The sequence below is a fragment of the Dietzia sp. B32 genome (assembly GCF_024732245.1).
GTDB lineage: Bacteria > Actinomycetota > Actinomycetes > Mycobacteriales > Mycobacteriaceae > Dietzia.
In genome coordinates this window covers 2,720,851-2,738,560 of record NZ_CP093845.1, presented here as the reverse complement: position 1 = coordinate 2,738,560, position 17,710 = coordinate 2,720,851, and the positions used below count along the sequence as shown (strand labels likewise).

18 protein-coding genes are annotated in these 17,710 nt (G+C 72.4%); 13 read left to right on the top strand and 5 right to left on the bottom strand.

Going from position 1 to position 17,710, the window contains the following annotated elements; genetic code table 11:
• The first annotated feature begins 16 nt into the window (after positions 1-16).
• Together L8M95_RS12960 and L8M95_RS12955 are read left to right on the top strand one after the other, a co-directional pair.
• Positions 17-892: a class E sortase gene (locus L8M95_RS12960; RefSeq protein WP_260486532.1), complete on the top strand. Its 876-nt coding sequence runs from the start codon at positions 17-19 to the stop codon at positions 890-892.
• 4 nt (positions 893-896) lie between these two features.
• On the top strand, positions 897-1,049 hold the full coding sequence (locus tag L8M95_RS12955; RefSeq protein ID WP_260486531.1) for a hypothetical protein: 153 nt from the start codon (positions 897-899) through the stop codon (positions 1,047-1,049).
• 55 nt (positions 1,050-1,104) lie between these two features.
• Here the strand turns inward: L8M95_RS12955 and L8M95_RS12950 are convergent, their stop codons facing one another.
• Both L8M95_RS12950 and L8M95_RS12945 read right to left on the bottom strand, forming a co-directional pair.
• A complete protein-coding gene (locus L8M95_RS12950) occupies positions 1,105-1,926 on the bottom strand; it encodes a SurA N-terminal domain-containing protein (RefSeq protein ID WP_260486530.1) in 822 nt (273 codons plus the stop codon).
• Positions 1,927-2,060: 134 nt separating this feature from the next.
• Positions 2,061-3,185, bottom strand: a complete 1,125-nt coding sequence (locus L8M95_RS12945; RefSeq protein WP_260486529.1) for a hypothetical protein — start codon at positions 3,183-3,185, stop codon at positions 2,061-2,063.
• 106 nt (positions 3,186-3,291) lie between these two features.
• Here L8M95_RS12945 and L8M95_RS12940 point away from each other — a divergent pair, with 106 nt between their 5' ends.
• Entirely contained in the window at positions 3,292-4,902 is a 1,611-nt protein-coding gene (locus tag L8M95_RS12940; RefSeq protein ID WP_260486528.1) for an MFS transporter, read from the top strand.
• Between the two features lie 39 nt (positions 4,903-4,941).
• On the opposite strand, the gene L8M95_RS12935 is transcribed toward L8M95_RS12940, so the two are convergent.
• A complete protein-coding gene (locus L8M95_RS12935; RefSeq protein ID WP_260486527.1) occupies positions 4,942-7,005 on the bottom strand; it encodes an NADPH-dependent 2,4-dienoyl-CoA reductase in 2,064 nt (687 codons plus the stop codon).
• A 326-nt stretch (positions 7,006-7,331) separates the two neighbouring features.
• Between L8M95_RS12935 and L8M95_RS12930 the strand changes: the two genes are divergently transcribed.
• From L8M95_RS12930 to L8M95_RS12920, 3 genes are all read left to right on the top strand, one after another.
• Entirely contained in the window at positions 7,332-7,865 is a 534-nt protein-coding gene (locus L8M95_RS12930; RefSeq protein WP_260486526.1) for a CAP domain-containing protein, read from the top strand.
• A 237-nt stretch (positions 7,866-8,102) separates the two neighbouring features.
• Positions 8,103-8,747: a CAP domain-containing protein gene (locus L8M95_RS12925; RefSeq protein WP_260486525.1), complete on the top strand. Its 645-nt coding sequence runs from the start codon at positions 8,103-8,105 to the stop codon at positions 8,745-8,747.
• A 160-nt stretch (positions 8,748-8,907) separates the two neighbouring features.
• The gene (locus tag L8M95_RS12920; RefSeq protein ID WP_260486524.1) at positions 8,908-9,477 is read left to right on the top strand and encodes a CAP domain-containing protein; all 570 of its coding nucleotides are present in this window, start codon (positions 8,908-8,910) and stop codon (positions 9,475-9,477) included.
• Between the two features lie 102 nt (positions 9,478-9,579).
• Here the strand turns inward: L8M95_RS12920 and L8M95_RS12915 are convergent, their stop codons facing one another.
• Positions 9,580-10,116 (bottom strand): TetR family transcriptional regulator, encoded by a 537-nt coding sequence (locus tag L8M95_RS12915; protein ID WP_260486523.1) that lies wholly within the window; start codon positions 10,114-10,116, stop codon positions 9,580-9,582.
• Between the two features lie 105 nt (positions 10,117-10,221).
• On the opposite strand from L8M95_RS12915, the gene bioB reads away from it, so the two are divergent.
• The 4 genes from bioB (at position 10,222) to bioD (ending at position 14,807) form a co-directional block, all read left to right on the top strand.
• Positions 10,222-11,355 carry a biotin synthase BioB gene (bioB, locus tag L8M95_RS12910; protein ID WP_260486522.1) on the top strand — a complete coding sequence of 378 codons (1,134 nt, stop codon included), beginning with the start codon at positions 10,222-10,224 and terminating at the stop codon, positions 11,353-11,355.
• A 97-nt stretch (positions 11,356-11,452) separates the two neighbouring features.
• Entirely contained in the window at positions 11,453-12,781 is a 1,329-nt protein-coding gene (locus tag L8M95_RS12905) for an adenosylmethionine--8-amino-7-oxononanoate transaminase (RefSeq protein WP_260489254.1), read from the top strand.
• Positions 12,778-13,962: an 8-amino-7-oxononanoate synthase gene (locus tag L8M95_RS12900; RefSeq protein WP_260486521.1), complete on the top strand. Its 1,185-nt coding sequence runs from the start codon at positions 12,778-12,780 to the stop codon at positions 13,960-13,962. Before L8M95_RS12905 ends, L8M95_RS12900 begins: the two co-directional genes overlap by 4 nt.
• Entirely contained in the window at positions 13,959-14,807 is an 849-nt protein-coding gene (gene bioD / locus L8M95_RS12895) for an ATP-dependent dethiobiotin synthetase BioD (protein WP_260486520.1), read from the top strand. Before L8M95_RS12900 ends, bioD begins: the two co-directional genes overlap by 4 nt.
• Here the strand turns inward: bioD and L8M95_RS12890 are convergent.
• The gene (locus L8M95_RS12890) at positions 14,785-15,693 is read right to left on the bottom strand and encodes an acyl-[acyl-carrier-protein] thioesterase (protein ID WP_260486519.1); all 909 of its coding nucleotides are present in this window, start codon (positions 15,691-15,693) and stop codon (positions 14,785-14,787) included. The two genes, bioD and L8M95_RS12890, sit on opposite strands and share 23 nt — an antisense overlap.
• 201 nt (positions 15,694-15,894) lie before the next feature.
• Here L8M95_RS12890 and L8M95_RS12885 point away from each other — a divergent pair, with 201 nt between their 5' ends.
• The 3 genes from L8M95_RS12885 to L8M95_RS12875 all read left to right on the top strand — a co-directional run bounded on the left by L8M95_RS12885 (position 15,895) and on the right by L8M95_RS12875 (position 17,704).
• Complete coding sequence (locus L8M95_RS12885) at positions 15,895-16,659, top strand: phosphatase PAP2 family protein (RefSeq protein ID WP_260486518.1); 765 nt, start codon at positions 15,895-15,897, stop codon at positions 16,657-16,659.
• Between the two features lie 112 nt (positions 16,660-16,771).
• Positions 16,772-16,960: an antitoxin VbhA family protein gene (locus tag L8M95_RS12880; protein ID WP_260486517.1), complete on the top strand. Its 189-nt coding sequence runs from the start codon at positions 16,772-16,774 to the stop codon at positions 16,958-16,960.
• A 15-nt stretch (positions 16,961-16,975) separates the two neighbouring features.
• Positions 16,976-17,704, top strand: a complete 729-nt coding sequence (locus tag L8M95_RS12875) for a Fic family protein (protein WP_260486516.1) — start codon at positions 16,976-16,978, stop codon at positions 17,702-17,704.
• The last annotated feature ends 6 nt before the right edge of the window (positions 17,705-17,710 follow it).

Genomic DNA, 17,710 nt, shown 5'->3' with positions numbered 1-17,710 from the left:
CGGGGTGGTCGGGCAGATGAACCGACCCACGGCCCCGCCGCGCACCCCGTCCCGCCGAGCGCCGAGCGTCGGCCAGGTCATCGGCGAACTCCTGCTCACCGCGGGTGCGATCCTGCTGCTGTACGTGTTCTACGAGGCGATCTGGACCAATCTCGCCTCGGGTCGGCTCCAGGCCGAGGCCACCGCGGGACTCGAGGAACTCTGGAACGGCGCCCCGGCGCCTGACGCGGCCGACGTGGCCGGCGCGCCGATACCATCGCCCGTGCCGACGCTCGGCCAACCCTTCGCCCGCATCCACCTGCCGACGCTCGGTGAGGACGCGGTCTACACCGTGGTGGAGGGCGTCCGAGCCGAGGACCTGCGCACCGGCCCCGGCCACTACCCCGGAACCCAGATGCCCGGCCAACCGGGGAACACCGCGCTCGCGGGACACCGCAACGGCTCGGGCGCCGTCTTCGAGCACCTCGACCGGCTGGACTCGTGCGAGGCGATCGTCGTGGAGACCGCGACGCAGTGGCAGACCTACCGACTCCTGCCGGTGGAGCCGGGCGGCGCCGAGCGGCTCGCCGCGGCTCGCGAGTGCCTCACCCCGCGGCAGGTCGAGCGTGTCACCGGCGGCGACTACGCCCACGTGGTCGGGCTGCACATCACGACGCCGGACGCGGTCGAGGTGATCGCCCCGGTGCCCGGGGCTGCGGACACCGGCGCGGCGAACACCGGCGCGGCCGGGGCCGCGACCGGCGGCGCGGGCGCAGGCGCGGCCCCCGAGCGGCTGCTCACCCTGACGACCTGCCACCCGATGTACTCCAACGCCGAGCGCCTCATCGTGCACGCCGCCCTCGTGGAGACCGTCTCCAAGACCGACGGCCCGCCGGCCGCACTGGAGGATTGACCAGATGTACGCCTATGTGTGGCGATCCCTGCCCGGCCCCCGGCCGGTGAAGATCGTGCTCGTCCTCATCCTGCTGGCGGCGGTGTTCCTGCTGCTCATGGAGGTCGTGTTCCCGTGGGTGGCCGAGCAGCTGCCGCACACCGACGTCACCGTGTAGGCGGCGTCACCCCGGGCAGCGCGGACCGCCGGCCCCGCCCTCCGGATGCGACCGCCTAGATGTGGACGGTCACGTCCGCGCCGGAACGCAGCTTCTGCGACAGTTCCTCCATCGCGCCGGCCTCCTTCTCGGCCCGTACCTGCTCGGCGACCTGGTCACGGACCTGCTCCAACGGCGGCACCCCGCCACCACCGGCCGCGCCGCCCCCGGACATGGCCTGCTGCTGGGCGACCTGCTCGTAGGCGGCCTCGACCTCGGCGTCGGACGCCTCGAACTCCCCGTACTCCTCAGCGATGAGCTTCTGTACGCGCAACTGCTTGTCGATCTGGTCCAGCACGGCCTCGCGGTCCAGGCCCTGTCCGCCCATCGACTCGATGAACTCGTCGGTGCTGACCTGGTTGCGCTCGGCGAACCCGGCGAGCTCGGCCTGGATCTCGTCGTCCGAGACCTCGATCCCGCGCTTGGTGGCCTCCTGCGTGAGCAGTTCGGTCCCGATCAGCCCGTCGGTGGTCAACTTCCTCAGCTGGGCCTCGTCGACGGGCTGGCCCGTCATCTGGGCCTGCATGCTCATCTGTTGGTACTGGTTCTCGAACACCGACAGGAATTCGTCGCGCGAGATCTCGGTACCGTTCACCTCGGCCACCGGGTCGGGGATGTCGGACGTGTCGGGCCCGTCCGCGGACTGTTCACCGTCCGGTCCGGGCTCAGCCGACTGGCCTGACTGTTCGGCCGCCGCCTGCGTCTCCGCGGCGCCGCCCTCGTCGTCGTCGCCCCCGGCACCGCACCCCGCGAGCACCAGCACCGCTCCCGCGGCGGCGACCGCCGACCGCCATGCCGTCGACCTCCTCGTCGCCGATCTCCCTGTCCCTGTGCGCACTCGATCTCCTCACGTTGTTCGTGTGCGTGAAGACGCCGACGGTACACACGTGAGTTAGGCGTGAGCTGTGCACGACGCGCGCGGGGGCGCGGGTGCGGCGCCGACGCGCGTCGCACCCGCCCGCTCCCGGCAGGTCAGAACCGCAGGATCGCGCCCTCCGCGACGTCCTTCGGCAGCGATTCCGCCACGATCACCGAGCCGGATGTGGCCAGCACGTGTCCGACCGCGGCGTCGAGATCGTCGGGCCCGTGATCGGCCGTGCAGCGGCGGCGGGAGACCAGCAGGGTGGCGACGCGCCCCTCTCGCGCGGCGCGCAGGATGTCCGACCCGCCGCCGGCCAGCCCGCGACCGGCACCGATCGCGTCACCGAAGCGCTCCGCGACCGCGGCGGCCCGCCGCTGCATCGCCGGCCAGACCACCGCCCACGCCCGCTCGTGCACTTCTGCGGGGGACAGCGCGTCCGGGTTGCCGGCGGCGACCTCGTCCACCAGGTGCTCGTAGTTCAGGTAGCCGCGGAACTGTGGGAGGTGCTCGCCCACCGCCGCGAGGACGAGGGGGCGCCGGTCGTTGGGCCGGAGCGCCTCCTGCAACCCCTGGGCGACCTGCCGCAGGAACTTCTCCAGCTGCACGTCGCCGACCTCGGCGCCCGTGCCGTGACCGTGCACCACGCCCCCGCCACCACCGGTTCCCGGGCCCGCACTGAACCGCTGCTGCTGGTGCGGCGGCGGCTGCGTGTCGCCGGCCATGTCCTCGATCGAGGACGGGATCGACCCGAGGTCGAGTTCGCGGATCGTGGCGGCGGTGCCCTCGAACAGGCGGACCTTGTTCTGACTGCCGGCGAGCACCACGAACTCGCCGTCGCCGACCGCGGCCGGGACGAGCGGCCGGACGGCGAACCGGTCGCTCACGTGGACGGCCTCGGGGAAGGCCGTGGCCACCCGGTACGCGCGCCAGAACCCGGCCGAGGCGAACAGCGCGAGACCGTCGGAGAGACGCTGCCAGTACGCGTCGTCCTCGAGCAGCGCGACCAGCGGGCCGAGGATCTCGTCGGACTCCCCCTGCCCCACGCCGTGTGCCCTGAGCTGGGCCTCGGCCTCCTTGATGAGGGACTTGACGCGGATGGGGTTCTCGCGGACCTCTGCGCCGGCGCGGGCCGTGGGCAGGAAGATCGACACGGCCCGGCCGGTGGCGGTTCCCAACTCGGCGAGGTCGGTCATGGGGATCGGATCGACTTCTGCGGTTCGTGTGACGTCAGCCATAGCCTGACGCTACTGATCGGGGCCGTCCCCGTATAGGCCGTGACGGGGTTGTTGCCGGGCCGTGACCTCGGCGCGGCTGCGGCGGACCGTGGATACCATCGCGGAAGTGACCGACGAGCCCCTGACCCCCGCGACGCCCCGGCCGGTGAGCACCGCCCGGGTCCTCACCACCCTGATGGTGCCGATGTTCATGGCGCTGCTCGCGCTGTCGGTGATCAACGTGGCGCTGCCGGTGATCGGCACGGCGCTGGACTCGGATTCCCGGGGCCTGCAGTGGGTGGTGTCCGGGTACGCGCTGGCGTTCGGGTTGCTGCTCGTCCCGTCGGGCCGACTGGGTGACGCGACCGGGCGCAAGCGGCTGTTCCTGGCGGGCGTGGCGGTGTTCGTCGGCGGCGCCGTCGTGGCCGGGTTCGCGCAGTCGATCGAGATGCTCAACCTGGCGCGCCTCATCCAGGGCGTCGGCTCGGGGATGCTCAACCCGCAGACGTTCGGGCTCATCCAGAAGTACTTCCGCGGGGCGGCCCGGGCGCGGGCGTTCGCCACCCTGGCCACCACGGTCTCCATCGCCACCGCGTCCGGGCCCCTGGTGGGCGGGGTGCTCATCGAGGTCCTCGGCGACGACCTGGGCTGGCGCGCGATGTTCCTGGTCAACGTGCCGCTCGGTGTGCTCGCGATGGTGCTGGGGCAGCGGTGGTTGCCCGACGACCGCCGCCTGCCGCCCGGTGAGGCGGGACCCGACGTGGGCGGGTCCGCCGCACGTGCCGGCGACATGGCGCGCCTGGCCGCCGAGCGGGATGGTGGCCAGTACGACGGCGGTGAGTACGACGACGAGGCCTCCCGCGCCTCGAGGATCACTGCTGCGGTGAACGCAGCCCTGCCGAAGCCGCATCCGCGGCCCCGGCGGGCACGGTTGGACCTCGACCCGGTCGGCATCGTCCTGCTCGGCGTGGCCGTGCTGTCCCTGATGCTCCCCTTCCTCACCCGCGGCGGGAACCCCGCCTACTGGGCGCTGGTGCCGGTCGGGCTGGGTGTCCTGGCCGCGTTCGCCTGGTGGGAGCGGCGGTACGAGCGCATCGGGCGACCGCCGCTGGTCAACCCGGACATCTTCCGCGACCCGGCGTTCCGCAACGGCATGATCATCGTGTCGATCTACTTCGTCGGCGGCACCAGCCTGTGGATCGTCATGCCGATGTACCTGCAGTTCCACCTGGGCTACGCGCCCATCGACTCGGCGTTCGTCAGCCTGCCCGCCTCGATCTGCGCGGCCATCTCGGCGCAGGTCGCCGGGCGATTCGTCCTCCAGCTCGGGCGGCGGATGGTCATCGGCGGGTTCTGCCTCACCATCACCGCCCTGCTGACGTTCATCCTGCTCGCGGGCGTCGTGGAGTCCGGGGCGGTGAGCTACCTGATCTTCATGGTCCCCGCCACGCTGATGGGCACCGCGCAGGGCATGACCATCTCCCCCAACCAGACGCTCACCCTGCGCGCGGTGGACCCGGCCTACGGCGGGGTCGCCGGCAGCATCATCTCGCTGGGCCAGCGCATGGGCACCGCGGTGGGTACGGCGATGGTGCCGGGCGTGCTGTTCTGGATCGTCGAGACGCAGGACGACTGGCTGCTGGCGTTCCGGGTGGCGCTGGGACTCATCGCGACCCTCGCCGCGGGAGCGTTGGCGTTCAGCATCGTCGACCGCCGCCGCGAGGTGCGCTGTGGCTGACCCCGCCCGCGCGGGCCGCGCGGCCGGGATCGCCGCACCCTAGAGCGCTGCCGCGAGCTCCACGCCCTGCTTGATCGCCCGCTTGGCGTCCAGCTCGGCGGCCACATCCGCGCCACCGATCACGTGGACCCGGCCGCCAACACCGGCCCCCGGACGATCGGCCCGGCCGACCAGATCGCGCACCGACTCCTGGCCCGCGCACACCACCACCGAGTCCACCCGCACGACCTGCGGACGGCCTTCCGGGTCGAGGATGTGCAGCCCGTCGTCGTCGATCTTCTGGTAGGTCACCCCGGTGTACTGCCGGACGCCGCCGGCCTCGAGCTCGGCGCGATGCACCCAGCCGGTGGTCTTGCCCAGTCCCCGCCCGATGCGCGAGGTCTTGCGCTGGAGCAGGTGCACCTCGTGGGCGGGATCGGCGTGCACGGCCTTCCCCAGGCCTGCCCGCTCGAACGCCGGGTTCGCCACGCCCCAGTGGCGCCGCCACGCCTCCACATCCGTGGAGTGGCCGCTCGGTTCGCGGCCGTCGACGGCGATCCCGGGCCCGCCGGCCAACAGGAACTGGGAGACGTCCACACCGATCCCGCCGGCGCCGATCACCGCGACCCGGCGACCGGGGGTGCGTGCGCCGGTGAGCAGCTCGGGGTAGGTCATCACCATGGGGTGATCGGCGCCGGGGATCGTGATCTCGCGCGGCCGGACCCCGGTGGCGATCACCACGTGGTCGAACCCGGTGAGATCGTCCGGGCGGGCGCGGCGACCGGTGTGGACGGGCACGCCGAGGACGTCCAGGCGACGGCTGAAGTAGGCGATCGACGCCGCGAACTCCTCCTTGCCCGGGACGCGCATCGCGTAGCGGAACTGCCCGCCGATCTCGTCGGAGGCCTCGAACACCTCCACCGCGAGCCCGCGGGACGCGGCGGCCTCCGCGCACGCCAGCCCCGCGGGTCCCGCGCCGACCACCGCCACCCGGCGCCGCGTGGGCGCCACGGTGAGCAGCAGCTCCGTCTCGCGGCCCGCGCGCGGGTTGACCAGGCAGGAGGCGCGCTTGTTCGCGAAGGAGTGGTCGAGGCAGGCCTGGTTGCAGGCGATGCAGAGGTTGACCTCGTCGGACCGCCCCTCGGCGACCTTGGCCGCGAACGCCGGGTCGGCCAGTAGCGGCCGCGCCATGGACACCAGGTCCGCCTGCCCGCCGGCGAGGATCTGCTCGGCGGTGTCCGGGGTGTTGATGCGGTTGGAGGCGATCACCGGGACGCCGACGGTCTGCTTGAGCCGGGCGGTGAGGTCGACGAACGCGGCCCGCGGCACGGAGGTGACGATGGTGGGGATGCGTGACTCGTGCCAGCCGATGCCGGTGTTGAACACGTCGACGCCGGCGGACTCCAGGCGCTGCGCGAGCTCGGCGGTCTCCTCCCACGACTGGCCGCCGTCGACCAGGTCGAGCAGGCTGATCCGGTACTGCAGCAGGAAGTCGGGGCCCACCTCGGCGCGGATGCGGCGCACGATCTCCTCGGGGAACCGCATCCGCCTGCTCGCGGTGCCGCCCCAGGCGTCGGTGCGGTCGTTGGTCCGGGCGGCGAGGAACTGGTTGATGAGGTAGCCCTCGGAGCCCATGACCTCGATGCCGTCGTACCCCGCGCGCGCCGCCAGGCGGGCGGCGCGGACCCAGTCGTCGATGGTCCGCTCGATGCCCCGGGAGCTCAGGGCGAGCGCCCTGAACATGCTGATCGGTGACGTGGTCGACGCGGCCGAGCGGACGAACGGGTGGTACCCGTAGCGACCGGCGTGAAGGACCTGCAGGAGGATGTGCGCGCCCTCGGCGTGGACGGCGTCGGTGAGCCCGCGGTGCTTGTCGGCCATCCGGCGGGAGGCCATCAGCGAGCCCGCCGGCAGCAGCCATCCCTCCACATTGGGCGCGTACCCGCCCGTGACCATGAGGGCGGCGCCGCCGCGCGCCCGCTCGGTGAAGTAGGCGGTGAGCTCGGGCAGGTGCCTGGACCGGTCTTCCATCCCGGTGTGCATGGACCCCATGACGATGCGGTTGCGCAGGGTGAGGTTTCCGACGGTGATCGGGCTGAGGAGGTGAGCATGACTGTGGCCCATGGGGCTGATTCTGCCTGGTGGGAATGTGCGGGCTCGCCGGTAGAGGAATTTTCGCTCACCGGTCGACCTCGGACGATCAGGGCGTGCGGGCCGATCAGGGGCACGACCATCCGCCGACCGGGCGGCATCGTGACGCTTAATGGACGGTTGTCTCTGTGACGAGTCAGCAAAGAAGTCGTGTGACCTGCTGATTTCGGGACCGGCGACGCCCGGCGACCGGGGTTGATAATGCGGCGATCTCGAAGAACCGACCTTATCCTCAAGTTCGTGGCTTCCCTCGGCCACATGTTCTCCCGACGTCCCCCGACCCCTCAGGAATCCCCTCAATGCGAACCATCGTCAGGCGGCGCATCGGCGCCGTCGCCGCCGCTGCGGCCACCTTCCTCGCCCTGACCGCCCCCGTCACCGCCGCCCAGTCCCTCAGCTTCACCGTGGGCGCGCCCGCCCCCTGCGAGCAGGCGACCCCGGCCGAGGTCGACCAGGTGATCTCGGACATCCACGAGCACACCAACCGCGAGCGCGCCGCCGCCAAGGTGGCTCCCGTCGCGCGACTCGACAGCCTGGACCGGATCGCCCAGAACTGGAGCGAGCGGATGGCGGCCGAGGACCGGATGTACCACAACCCGGACATCAAGGCCCAGGTCACCGCGACCTACACAGGCCAGTGGCGCAGCTACGGCGAGAACGTGCTGCAGAACTGGTGCGGCGCCTCCGGCGAGGCGCTCGTCCAGCAGTGGATGAACTCCCTGCCGCATCGCCTCAACCTGCTCAACCCGGCACACACCCACCTCGGCGTGGGCCTGGAGGTCGCGGACAGCCGGAAGCTGTACTCCACCCAGAACTTCGTCCGACTGAGCTGACCCGCCCCGGCCTCCTCGGTCGCCGCACCCATCTCGACGCCCCCGTCCCCGGTTCACACCGGCGGCGGGGGCGTCGTCGTCGTCAGGCGTACCCCGCCGCACGAATCGCACCGATGTAACGCGTGTGACTAGAGTGACGACAGAGGTAGGAGTGAACCCGCTTGGACGCTGTCCCGGCGGACCCTGCTCCACACACAGGCCCCGGCGCGAGCCGCGGCCCGAGGAAAGGACCATCGCGTGCGTCATCCCCTTCGTTCCGCCGTCGCCACCGGGGCGGCCGCCCTCCTACTCGCCTCCGGTACGGGTACGGCGTCGGCGCAGGGTTCCCTGGAGCTCGCCCTGCCGTTCTTCGCCGCGATCCCCGGTCTGTCCTCGCTCGCCGCGGGGACCCCGGGAGCAGCACCCGCCCCGGTGACCGACCCGGCGGCTGCCGGCGCCTCCGAGCTGCTGCCGGAGGAGGTCAGGCTGATGGCGTTCGAGGGCAGCGTGGTGGCGGCGGTCAACGAGGCCCGCCTCGTGGTGGGCGCCGACCGGCTCGTCACCGACCACGAGCTCGAGGCCTCGGCCCGCGAGCGCGCGGCGGAGCTCGCCGCCGGCGACCCCACGACCGGGGAGGTGACCGTCCCCGCGGACGCCCGGGTGGGTGCCGACCCCGACGCCCCCGACGCGGACGCGGACGCCGACCGTGCCGACCGTGCGGGCGACCGGACCGTGTTGGCACTGCCCGCCGGCGCCAGCCCGCAGCAGGCACTCGCGGCACTCCTCGGCGACACCGGCATGCGTGAGCGGATGCTGGACGGCGAGTTCGTCCGAGTCGGCGTGGGGGTGGCCACCGCCGAGGACGGCACCGTGCACGTGGTGCAGGATTTCGCCCGCGACTGACTCGCGGACGCTCGTCCAGCGGGGGTGGCCGACGCCGACTCCGTGGCTGGTCACCAGGGTCACGGGGTGGTTACGGCTGGCTTAACGCGGTGATCGGTTCCTACCGTTGCGCCCGGCGACCCGAACGTCGGGTCGCGGCATGCGAAAGGTAACGACTCTCGTGACCCGAGCCCTCCATCACCTGCGGCGCGGCCTGCTCCTGGTCGCTGCGGCCTCCACCACCCTCGCGCTGGGCGCGGCCCCGCAGGCGTCGGCACAGGCGCCGCAGATCCAGCTTCCCCAGATCCACCTGCCGGGCCTGACGATCGGCTTCGCCAACCCCGCCCCCGCCGGTGCGGTGCCCGCGATCGATCCCGCCTCCGCCGAGTACCGCGCGCAGCTCGAGGGCGCGACCAACGCGGCCCGCGCCGCGCACGGCCTCGCCCCGCTCGCCGTCGACGGCGGTCTCACCCAGGTGGCCACCAACTGGAGCGGCACCCAGGCCGCGCAGAACCGGATGTTCCACAACCCGGACGTCGGCGCGCAGATCCCCGGCGGATGGGGCCACCACGGCGAGAACGTCCTGCAGAACTACGCCCACGCCACCCCGCAGCAGCTGGTGGGCCAGTGGATGGCATCGCCCGGCCACCGGGTGAACCTGCTCAACCCGGGCCACACGTCGATGGGCGTCGGTGCCGCGGTGGCCGCGGACGGCAAGCTCTACGCCACCCAGGTCTTCGCCCGGTACTGACACCGCCGCCCCCACCCCGGGGCGGACAGCGCCATCGACAAGAGCGTTCGGCACACGTCTACTCGCCAGACGTGGGCCGGACGCTCTTCTCGATGGGAGTCGTCAGGCCTGGACGCCGGCGAGCAGCGCGTCGAGCCCCTCCCGGAAGCGCGGGTCGAACTCGACCGCCGGAGTGTCGGGGTCGGCGACCGTGAGGTTGTGGTGGGTCTGTTCCTCCAGGCTCAGGCCCACCACGTACCCGGTCAGGGCCGTGGTCAACCCCGGCGCCCGGCCCTGAAGTCCGTGGCGGGCGCACGTCGCCTCCACCACCTCGGCAACCGGGTTCACCGCACCCGCGGCCAGACCCAGTGCCACGATCTCGGCGCCGTCCGGCACACCCGTGACGGCCGCACGCAGGGCCTCGCCGACCGCGCGGAGCCCATCGGCGGCCGACCGCCCGGCACCGACCGGACCCATGGTCGCGAGGATGCGCTCGGCGACAACCGTGAGCAGGGCCTGCTTGGACGGGACGTGCCAGTACAACGCACTCGGCTGGACCCCCAGTCGGGTCGCCAGCGTGCGCATCGACATGCCGGGAAGCCCCGACTCGCGGAGCAGTTCCAGGGCGGTGTCGACGACCGCCGTCTTAGTCAGGGCCACGAGCGCTGATCCTACCTTTGCGGCCACATCCTCCTGAACGCTGTACAAGTCCGGCGCGCTGGGCTAGCTTGAACGGCGTTCAGTGAACGGCGTTCAGGAGGAACCATGGCCATCACGACCCCCCGCTGGCACGAGCTCGCGGATCACGTACTCGACGGCGGAGTCGTCACCGCGGCGGACGCCCTCGCCGTACTCGACTCGCCGGACGCCGAGCTCATGGAGGTGGTCGCGGCCGCGTCCCGGCTGCGGTTCGAGCACTTCGGCAACAAGGTCAAGGTCAACTACCTGGTCAACCTCAAGAGCGGCCTGTGCCCGGAGGACTGCTTCTACTGCTCGCAGCGGCTCAATTCCACCGCCGGCATCCTGCGCTACACCTGGCTGAACACCGACGAGGCCGTCACCGCGGCCAAAGCGGGCATCGCGGCCGGCGCCTCGCGCGTGTGCCTGGTCGCCAGCGGCACCGGCCCCAGCAACCGCGAGGTCGGCAAGGTCTCCGACATCATCGAGGCCATCAAGTCCGACACCCCGGGCGTCGAGGTGTGCGCCTGCCTGGGCGCACTGAAGGACGGCCAGGCCGAGAAGCTGTGCGCGAGCGGCGCCGACGCCTACAACCACAACCTCAACACGGCCGAGAGTCACTACGAGGACATCTGCACCACCCACACCTACGCCGACCGTGAGCACACGGTCGCCCAGGCGCACGGCGCCGGGCTCTCGGCGTGCTCGGGCTTCATCGCCGGCATGGGCGAGACGCACGACCAGCTCGTCGAGCTCGCCTTCGATCTGCGGGCCAAGGGCGTCGACTCGATCCCGGTCAACTTCCTGCTGCCGTTCGACGGCACCCCGCTCGAGGGCGTGGACACCCTCAACCCGCGCGACTGCCTGCGCATCCTCGCGATGGTCCGCTTCGTCGCCCCCGACACGGAGATCCGCGTGGCCGCCGGCCGGGAGCGCCACCTCGGCCACCTGCAGGGGATCGCCCTGTACGTCGCCAACTCGCTGTTCCTGGGCGACTACCTCACCAGCGAGGGCCAGCCCGGCGGCGAGGACCTGCAGATGATCGCCGACGCCGGGCTCGAGGTCCTCCAGATGGACCATCCGGCCGGGGTCGACGGGGACGAGGCCGCCGAGGCCTCCCCCGCCGCCGGCCCGGCCGCGCCTGCCACCGTCGCCGGGCGGGAGAAGAAGGTGGCCATCCGCACCCGCGGGGCCGGCACCAGCGAGCCCGCGAACGCCTGACATGTCCGCCTCGGTCCACTCCCCCGGTGTCGAGGACCTCGTCGTCGACGCCCCCGACGGCCTCGCCGCCACCCCGACCCCGCCTGACGCCGCCGCGATGCTCGCCGCCGAGGCCGGGCAGGCCGCCACCGCCGCGCTGTTGGCCGCCGACGCCGAGCACGTCTGGCACCCCTACGGCGGGTTCCCGGCGAGCACGCCGCCGCTGCCGGTCGTCTCCGCCGATGGCGTCCGGCTGCGGCTGGCGGACGGGCGCGAGCTCATCGACGGCATGAGCTCGTGGTGGGCGGCGATCCACGGCTACCGGCACCCGCACCTCGACGCCGCCGCGCACCGTCAGGTCGACACGATGAGCCACGTGATGTTCGGCGGGCTCACGCACGCCCCGGCCGTCGAGCTGGCGAGCCGGCTCGCGCGGATGGCGCCGGGCGAGCTGAACAAGGTGTTCCTCGCCGACTCGGGCTCTGTGTCCGTAGAAGTCGCGGCGAAGATGGCCATCCAGTACCAGCGCTCGCTCGGTCGTCCCGATCGCACGCGGTTGGCGACGTGGCGCGGCGGCTACCACGGCGACACGCTCTCCCCGATGAGTGTGTGTGATCCTCACGGCGGCATGCACTCGATGTGGCGCGGCGTGGTGGCCGAGCAGGTGTTCGCGCCGCAGCCGCCCGCCGACTACTGCGCCGACTACGTCGCCGAGCTCGAGCGGGTGATCCGCGGGCACTCGGGCGAGCTGGCGGGGATCATCGTGGAGCCGGTGGTCCAGGGCGCGGGCGGGATGCGCTTCCACCATCCCGACTACCTGCGTGACCTGCGCCGGTTGGCCGACGAGACGAGCATGCTGCTCATCTTTGACGAGATCGCCACCGGCTTCGGCCGCACCGGCGAGCTGTGGGCGGCCGACCACGCGGGCGTCGCCCCGGACGTGATGTGTGTGGGCAAGGCCCTGACCGGCGGGTATCTCACCCTCGCCGCGACCCTCACCACCGACCGGGTGGCCGAGGTCATCAGCGCCGGTGAGGCGGGGGGCCTGGCGCACGGGCCGACCTTCATGGGCAATCCGTTGGCGTGCGCGGTGGCGTGCGCGTCGTTGGATCTGGTGGAGGCCGGCGGGTGGCGGCGCGACGTGCCGCGCATCGAGGCGCGCCTGCGCCACGGGCTGGCGCCGGCGCTCGACGTACCCGGCGTGGTGGACGTGCGGGTGCTGGGGGCGATCGGGGTGATCCAGGTGGCCGAGCCGGTGGAGATGACGACGACGACAACGGCGATCACCTCCCACGGCGTGTGGCTACGCCCCTTCCGGGATCTCATCTACACGATGCCGCCCTATGTCTTTACGGATGACGAGATCGACCGGATCTGTGCGGCGGCGGTGTCCGGAGCGAGAGCAGCAGCCGGGGCTGCGGCGGCGGGGGCGGGGGCGGGCCGATGACCGGGCGCAACTCCCCCGCGTTGGACTGGCTCGACGACGCCGCCGCCGACCGGACCGCCCGCCACGTCCGGCGGGTGCTGTCCCCGCGCGCGGCTGATGACGGCGTGATCGACCTCGCGTCCAACGACTACCTGGGCCTGGGCCGGCACCCCGAGGTCGTGGACGCGGCCGTGTCCGCGACGCGCCGCTGGGGTGCGGGCGCGACGGGATCGAGGCTGGTCACGGGCACTACCCAGGATCATCAGGCGTTGGAGGCCGAGCTCGCCGAGTTCTGCCACACGCCCGCTGCGCTCGTGTTCTCGTCCGGGTACACCGCCAACCTCGGAGCCGTGGTGGCGCTGTCCGGGCGGGGATCGCTCATCGTCTCCGACGGCGGCTCCCACGCCTCACTCGTGGACGCGTGCCGCCTGTCGAGGGCCCGAGTCGTCGTCGTCGACCGGGGTGACGTCGCCGCCGTGGCCCGGGCTTTGGCCGGGCGCACCGAGGAGCGCGCGCTGGTCGTCACCGACTCGGTGTACAGCGCCGACGGCGAGTTGGCTCCCCTGCTCGCGCTGCACGGGGCGAGCCGCGCGCACGGCGCCGTCCTGCTGGTCGACGAGGCCCACGGCCTCGGCGTGCGCGGCTACGGCGGCCGGGGACTCGTGCAGGAGCTGGGGCTCAGCGGGCACGAGGACGTGGTGGTCACGGCGACCCTGTCCAAGGCACTCGGGTCGCAGGGCGGGGTGGTGCTGACCTCGGAGCGGGTGCGCGAGCACCTCATCAGCAGTGCCCGCACCTTCATCTTTGACACCGGACTCGCCCCTTCCGCGGTGGGCGCGGCCCGCGCTGCGCTCGGCGTCCTGCGGCGCGACCCCGAGCTCGCCTCGCGCGTCGTGGAGGTCGCCGAGCACCTCGCCGCGGTGACCGGCGCCGAGCAGCCGCGGTCGGCGGTGGTGTCGGTGGTTCTGGGCGATCCCGCCCGCGCGGTCTCCGCGGCCTCGCGGTGCCTCGAGCTGGGCGTCCGCGTGGGGTGCTTCCGGCCGCCGTCGGTTCCCGAGGGCACCGCGCGGTTGCGCCTCACCGCCCGGGCGGACCTCTCCGACGCCGACCTGGCCCGCGCCTGCGACGTGCTCGCGCAGGTGTTGGCCGAGCACGGGCACCCGGTTGGCGCGGCCGCGCGGCTCGAGGGGGCCCGCGCATGACCACCTCGTCCGGCTCCGCGTCCCCGCCCGCCTCGCCCGACGCCGCGATCCCGCCCGCCCCGGCGCCGGTCATCATCACCGGTACCGGCACCGACGTGGGCAAAACCGTCGCCACCGCCGCGCTGGCCGCCCTCGGCCGGTCGGAGGACCTGGACGTGGGGATCTGCAAGCCGATCCAGACGGGGCTGGGCCCGGGCGAACCGGGCGACGCCCACGAGGCCGCGCGCCTGTCCGGGGTGCGGCGGGTGATGGAGGTCCGTCGGCTGCCCGATCCGCTGGCGCCCGAGACCGCCGCCCGCGTCGCCGGCCTGCCGCAGTCCACTCTTCCCGAGTTGATCGATCCGATCCGCGCGTGGCTCCGCGCCAGTGGTGGGTCGGCGCCCGACTCCGCGCCCGACTCCGCGGCGACCTCCGGACCTGCACGGGGGCGCCTGGATCTGGTCGAGGGCGCCGGCGGGGTGCTCGTCCGGCTCGGTACCGGCCTCACCGTCCTCGACCTCGCCCGGTCACTCGACGCCCCGGTCATCGTGGTCGCGAGGGCCGGACTGGGCACGCTGTCGGACACCGAGCTCACGGTCCGCGCGATCGAGGCGGCGGGTCTGCGGTGCGCGGGGATCGTCATCGGGTCCTGGCCGGCCGACCCGGACCTCGCCGAGCGGTGCAACCTCGAGGATCTACCCCGCCTGACCGGGGTTCCGGTGCTCGGCCGGGTGCCCGCGGGTGCCGGGGCGCTGTCGCCGGACGAGTTCGGGCGGCGCGCACCGGGGTGGTTCGAGTCGGGGCCGGTGACCGCCCTCCGGCGGGACGCCCCCAGCGCGGAGGTCACTCCTGCGGCCGGTACCTGACGGAGGCGGTGGTACTGGCGGAGGCGGGGCTGGCGGAGGCGTCGGGGATCGGGGTGACGAGGACGGCGGCCGCAACGACGCCGTCGACCATCAACCACAGCTCGAGCAGGTCCCCCGCGCGCCGGCGCCGGACGGTCATCGTCGCCCCCGGTGTCACCGGGCGGAGGTACTCGATGACGACCCGGTGAGGACGCTGCAGCAGGTCTGCGTGCTGCTGGAGCTCGTCTTCGACCACCGCCAGATACGCGGCGTTGTTGACATGCTGCAGCGGGTCGAAGTCGGTGCTGCGCAGGAGGTGCGGCCTGTCCTGCGGCTCGCCGGGCCGCTCAGGTGGGCAGTCCTGCGTCAGGCCGGCCCACCGGAGGCGGTGGATGTCGGTGGTGCCGGCCAGGCTGGCCATGCCGGAGTCGCTGATCCGGGCGGGCAACCCGGCCGCGGTGACGTCGATCCAGAACGCCTCGGTCTCCACCAGCCCGCCTCGGGGAGTCGGGGGGCCAGGTGCCGCGGTGCCGGGTGCTGGCATGCCGTCGGGGTCCCCAGGGTCCTCGGAGTCCTCGACGGTCAGCCGCACGCGCATGTTCGCCCACCGGCTGGACAGGCCGGAGCACCACCGCTGGAGTCCGACGGTGGCCGGCCACGAGATCGGTTCGATCACGTCGATCACGGTTCGGCGCACGATCCAGAACGGGTCGGTCCGGGCATGACCGGTGGCGTCGAGGTTGTCCACGGCGATGTCCTGGAGGTAGCGGGCGACGCTGTCCAGCCGGAGCCTGCGCTGGGGATCGACGTCGCCCGTCCGCACCCGACGGCGAGTGGAGAATCCCGCCTCCGGCGAGGGCGGCGGTTCAAGGGCGTGCAGTGACGCACCGCGACCGAGATCGTCCATTCGAGGGACCCCTTCCACACCATTGAGCCCCACAGCTCGCCGGCCACCGGGCACACAGGGCGGCGGACCGCTGTGCGGGTGAGCTCGGGCGGTGGTGGGAGCAGAGTACCGATCAACGTGCCGTGGCGGGAGCACTCGCTCGCGCCGACCCGGGCTCGTCCGATCCGAGTGTTCTCAGTGAACCTCCCTAGGCTGGTCGGCGTGACGTCTGACAACTCCGGCCCAGAAGTCGAGCCGGTGGCCGACCGGGGGACCGACCGGGACAAGAACCTCGTCGGCCGGAGCCTGGCGCGCAGATCGCTGCCGGCTCTCGCGGTGGCCGGGATCGCCTTCTTCGTCCCACTCCTGTTCTTCGTCCTGCTCGCGGAGGATGTGGCCGAGCAGGAGATCTTCCCCTTCGACCGACCGGTGATGCTGTGGCTCCACTCGGTGTCGACCCCCCGGCTCACGGCGGTGATGGAGGCGGTGACGCAGCTCGGGGGGATCGTCGTTGTCCCGGTGGCGGCGACCGGAGCGGCGGTGGCGCTATGGTTCCGCGGCTCCCGGCGGAACGCCACGCTGCTGGCGGCGGCGGTCGTCGGATCGACACTTCTCAACACCGCGCTTAAATCGGTCTTCCAGCGGTCCCGCCCCGATTTCTGGGAACACCTCGTCACGGAGAACTCCTACTCGTTCCCGAGCGGCCATGCGATGGCCAGCATGGCGCTCGCGGCGGTGCTGGTGGTCTTGGTCTGGCAAACGCGGTGGAGGTGGAGGGCCGTGGTCGCGGGGGCGGTGTACGTGCTCGCCGTCGGGGTCTCGCGGATGTACCTGGGAGTCCACTACCCGAGCGACGTGATCGCTGGCTGGTGCGTATCCGTGCTGTGGGTCGCGGTGGTCATCGTGGTCCTGCATCGCATCGAGGCGTGGCACCACCGGCGGGGCGGCACCGACCGGCTCGCCCGAACACGCCGTCGGGAGCGCTGAGTCCCGGCCCCCCATCACCGGGGCGGTCTCGCCGCACAGTTCGAGTCACAGATGCCCCTCTAGTGCCACTGAGCAGGTAGAATCGACTGCACGTCGACGCAAGGAGGACTGTTTGTCCACCCGTATCCGCCCGACCACCGACCAGGCACTAGCAGGAGCCGTCGCCGGCCACCGCATGGCAGGGATGGAGCCGTCGGCCGAGGCCGTCGAGATCACCCGCCGGTTCGCCGACGGACTTCTCACCCGCGATCAGGCTCTCTCCGAGATCCGCGCCGCGGTGCGTGAGCGCACCGCTCCCTGACCCTGCCCGCCTCGCATGAACCCCCGAGATCCGTACAAGGAGCCCTCGGGGGTTCTGCGTAACCGGCTGGGCATCACCGACCCCGCCGAGCTCACGGAGTACGAGCGTGACCTCGCCTTCTTCCGGGTCGTGGAACTGGAGCTCAGCCCGCTGGAGGGGCGATTCGACTTCGAGCACCTCCGCGCGATCCACCGCTACATCCTGCAGGACATCTTCGACTGGGCCGGCGAACTGCGCACCGTCGACACCCGCGCCCTCGGCATCCCGCACGCCCGACCGCAGTTCCTGCAGGATGAACTCGACCGGGTCTTCCACCAGATCGCCACCCCGCCACCCAGCACCACCGACCCCGACGCGGCCACCGACACCATCGCCTCGCACTGGTCCGAGCTCACGCTCGTGCATCCGTTCCGCGACGGGAACAGCCGCACGCAACGCGTCTTCTTCGATCAGATGTACCGTCACGCCGGGTGGGCCGTCGACTGGGCCGCGATCGACGCCTCAGCGGCCCACGCCGCGCGGCACATGTCGATCTACGGCCGGCCGGACTATCTCGCCGACCAGCTCAGGAACGCCGTCCACCCGGCCGCGGAACTCGCCGATGGTGGCCTGGCCACCACTCTGGGCAACCGCTCGCTACTCGAGTCGTCCGAACACTTCCGCGCCATGCGTGATCACCACAAGTCGGGAGCCACCACCCCCTACGGGCGGCCCGCACCGAAGCCCGGACGTCCTCTCGCGTAGTGCCGC

Bases quoted from the DNA above. Each gene is read 5' to 3' on its own strand.
- L8M95_RS12960 (WP_260486532.1), top strand. From the start codon at position 17: ATGAACCGACCCACGGCCCCGCCGCGCACCCCGTCCCGCCGAGCGCCG.
- L8M95_RS12955 (WP_260486531.1), top strand. From the start codon at position 897: ATGTACGCCTATGTGTGGCGATCCCTGCCCGGCCCCCGGCCGGTGAAG.
- L8M95_RS12945 (WP_260486529.1), bottom strand. From the start codon at position 3,185: ATGGCTGACGTCACACGAACCGCAGAAGTCGATCCGATCCCCATGACC.
- L8M95_RS12935 (WP_260486527.1), bottom strand. From the start codon at position 7,005: ATGGGCCACAGTCATGCTCACCTCCTCAGCCCGATCACCGTCGGAAAC.
- L8M95_RS12930 (WP_260486526.1), top strand. From the start codon at position 7,332: ATGCGAACCATCGTCAGGCGGCGCATCGGCGCCGTCGCCGCCGCTGCG.
- bioB (WP_260486522.1), top strand. From the start codon at position 10,222: ATGGCCATCACGACCCCCCGCTGGCACGAGCTCGCGGATCACGTACTC.
- L8M95_RS12905 (WP_260489254.1), top strand. From the start codon at position 11,453: ATGCTCGCCGCCGAGGCCGGGCAGGCCGCCACCGCCGCGCTGTTGGCC.
- L8M95_RS12900 (WP_260486521.1), top strand. From the start codon at position 12,778: ATGACCGGGCGCAACTCCCCCGCGTTGGACTGGCTCGACGACGCCGCC.
- bioD (WP_260486520.1), top strand. From the start codon at position 13,959: ATGACCACCTCGTCCGGCTCCGCGTCCCCGCCCGCCTCGCCCGACGCC.
- L8M95_RS12890 (WP_260486519.1), bottom strand. From the start codon at position 15,693: ATGGACGATCTCGGTCGCGGTGCGTCACTGCACGCCCTTGAACCGCCG.
- L8M95_RS12875 (WP_260486516.1), top strand. From the start codon at position 16,976: ATGAACCCCCGAGATCCGTACAAGGAGCCCTCGGGGGTTCTGCGTAAC.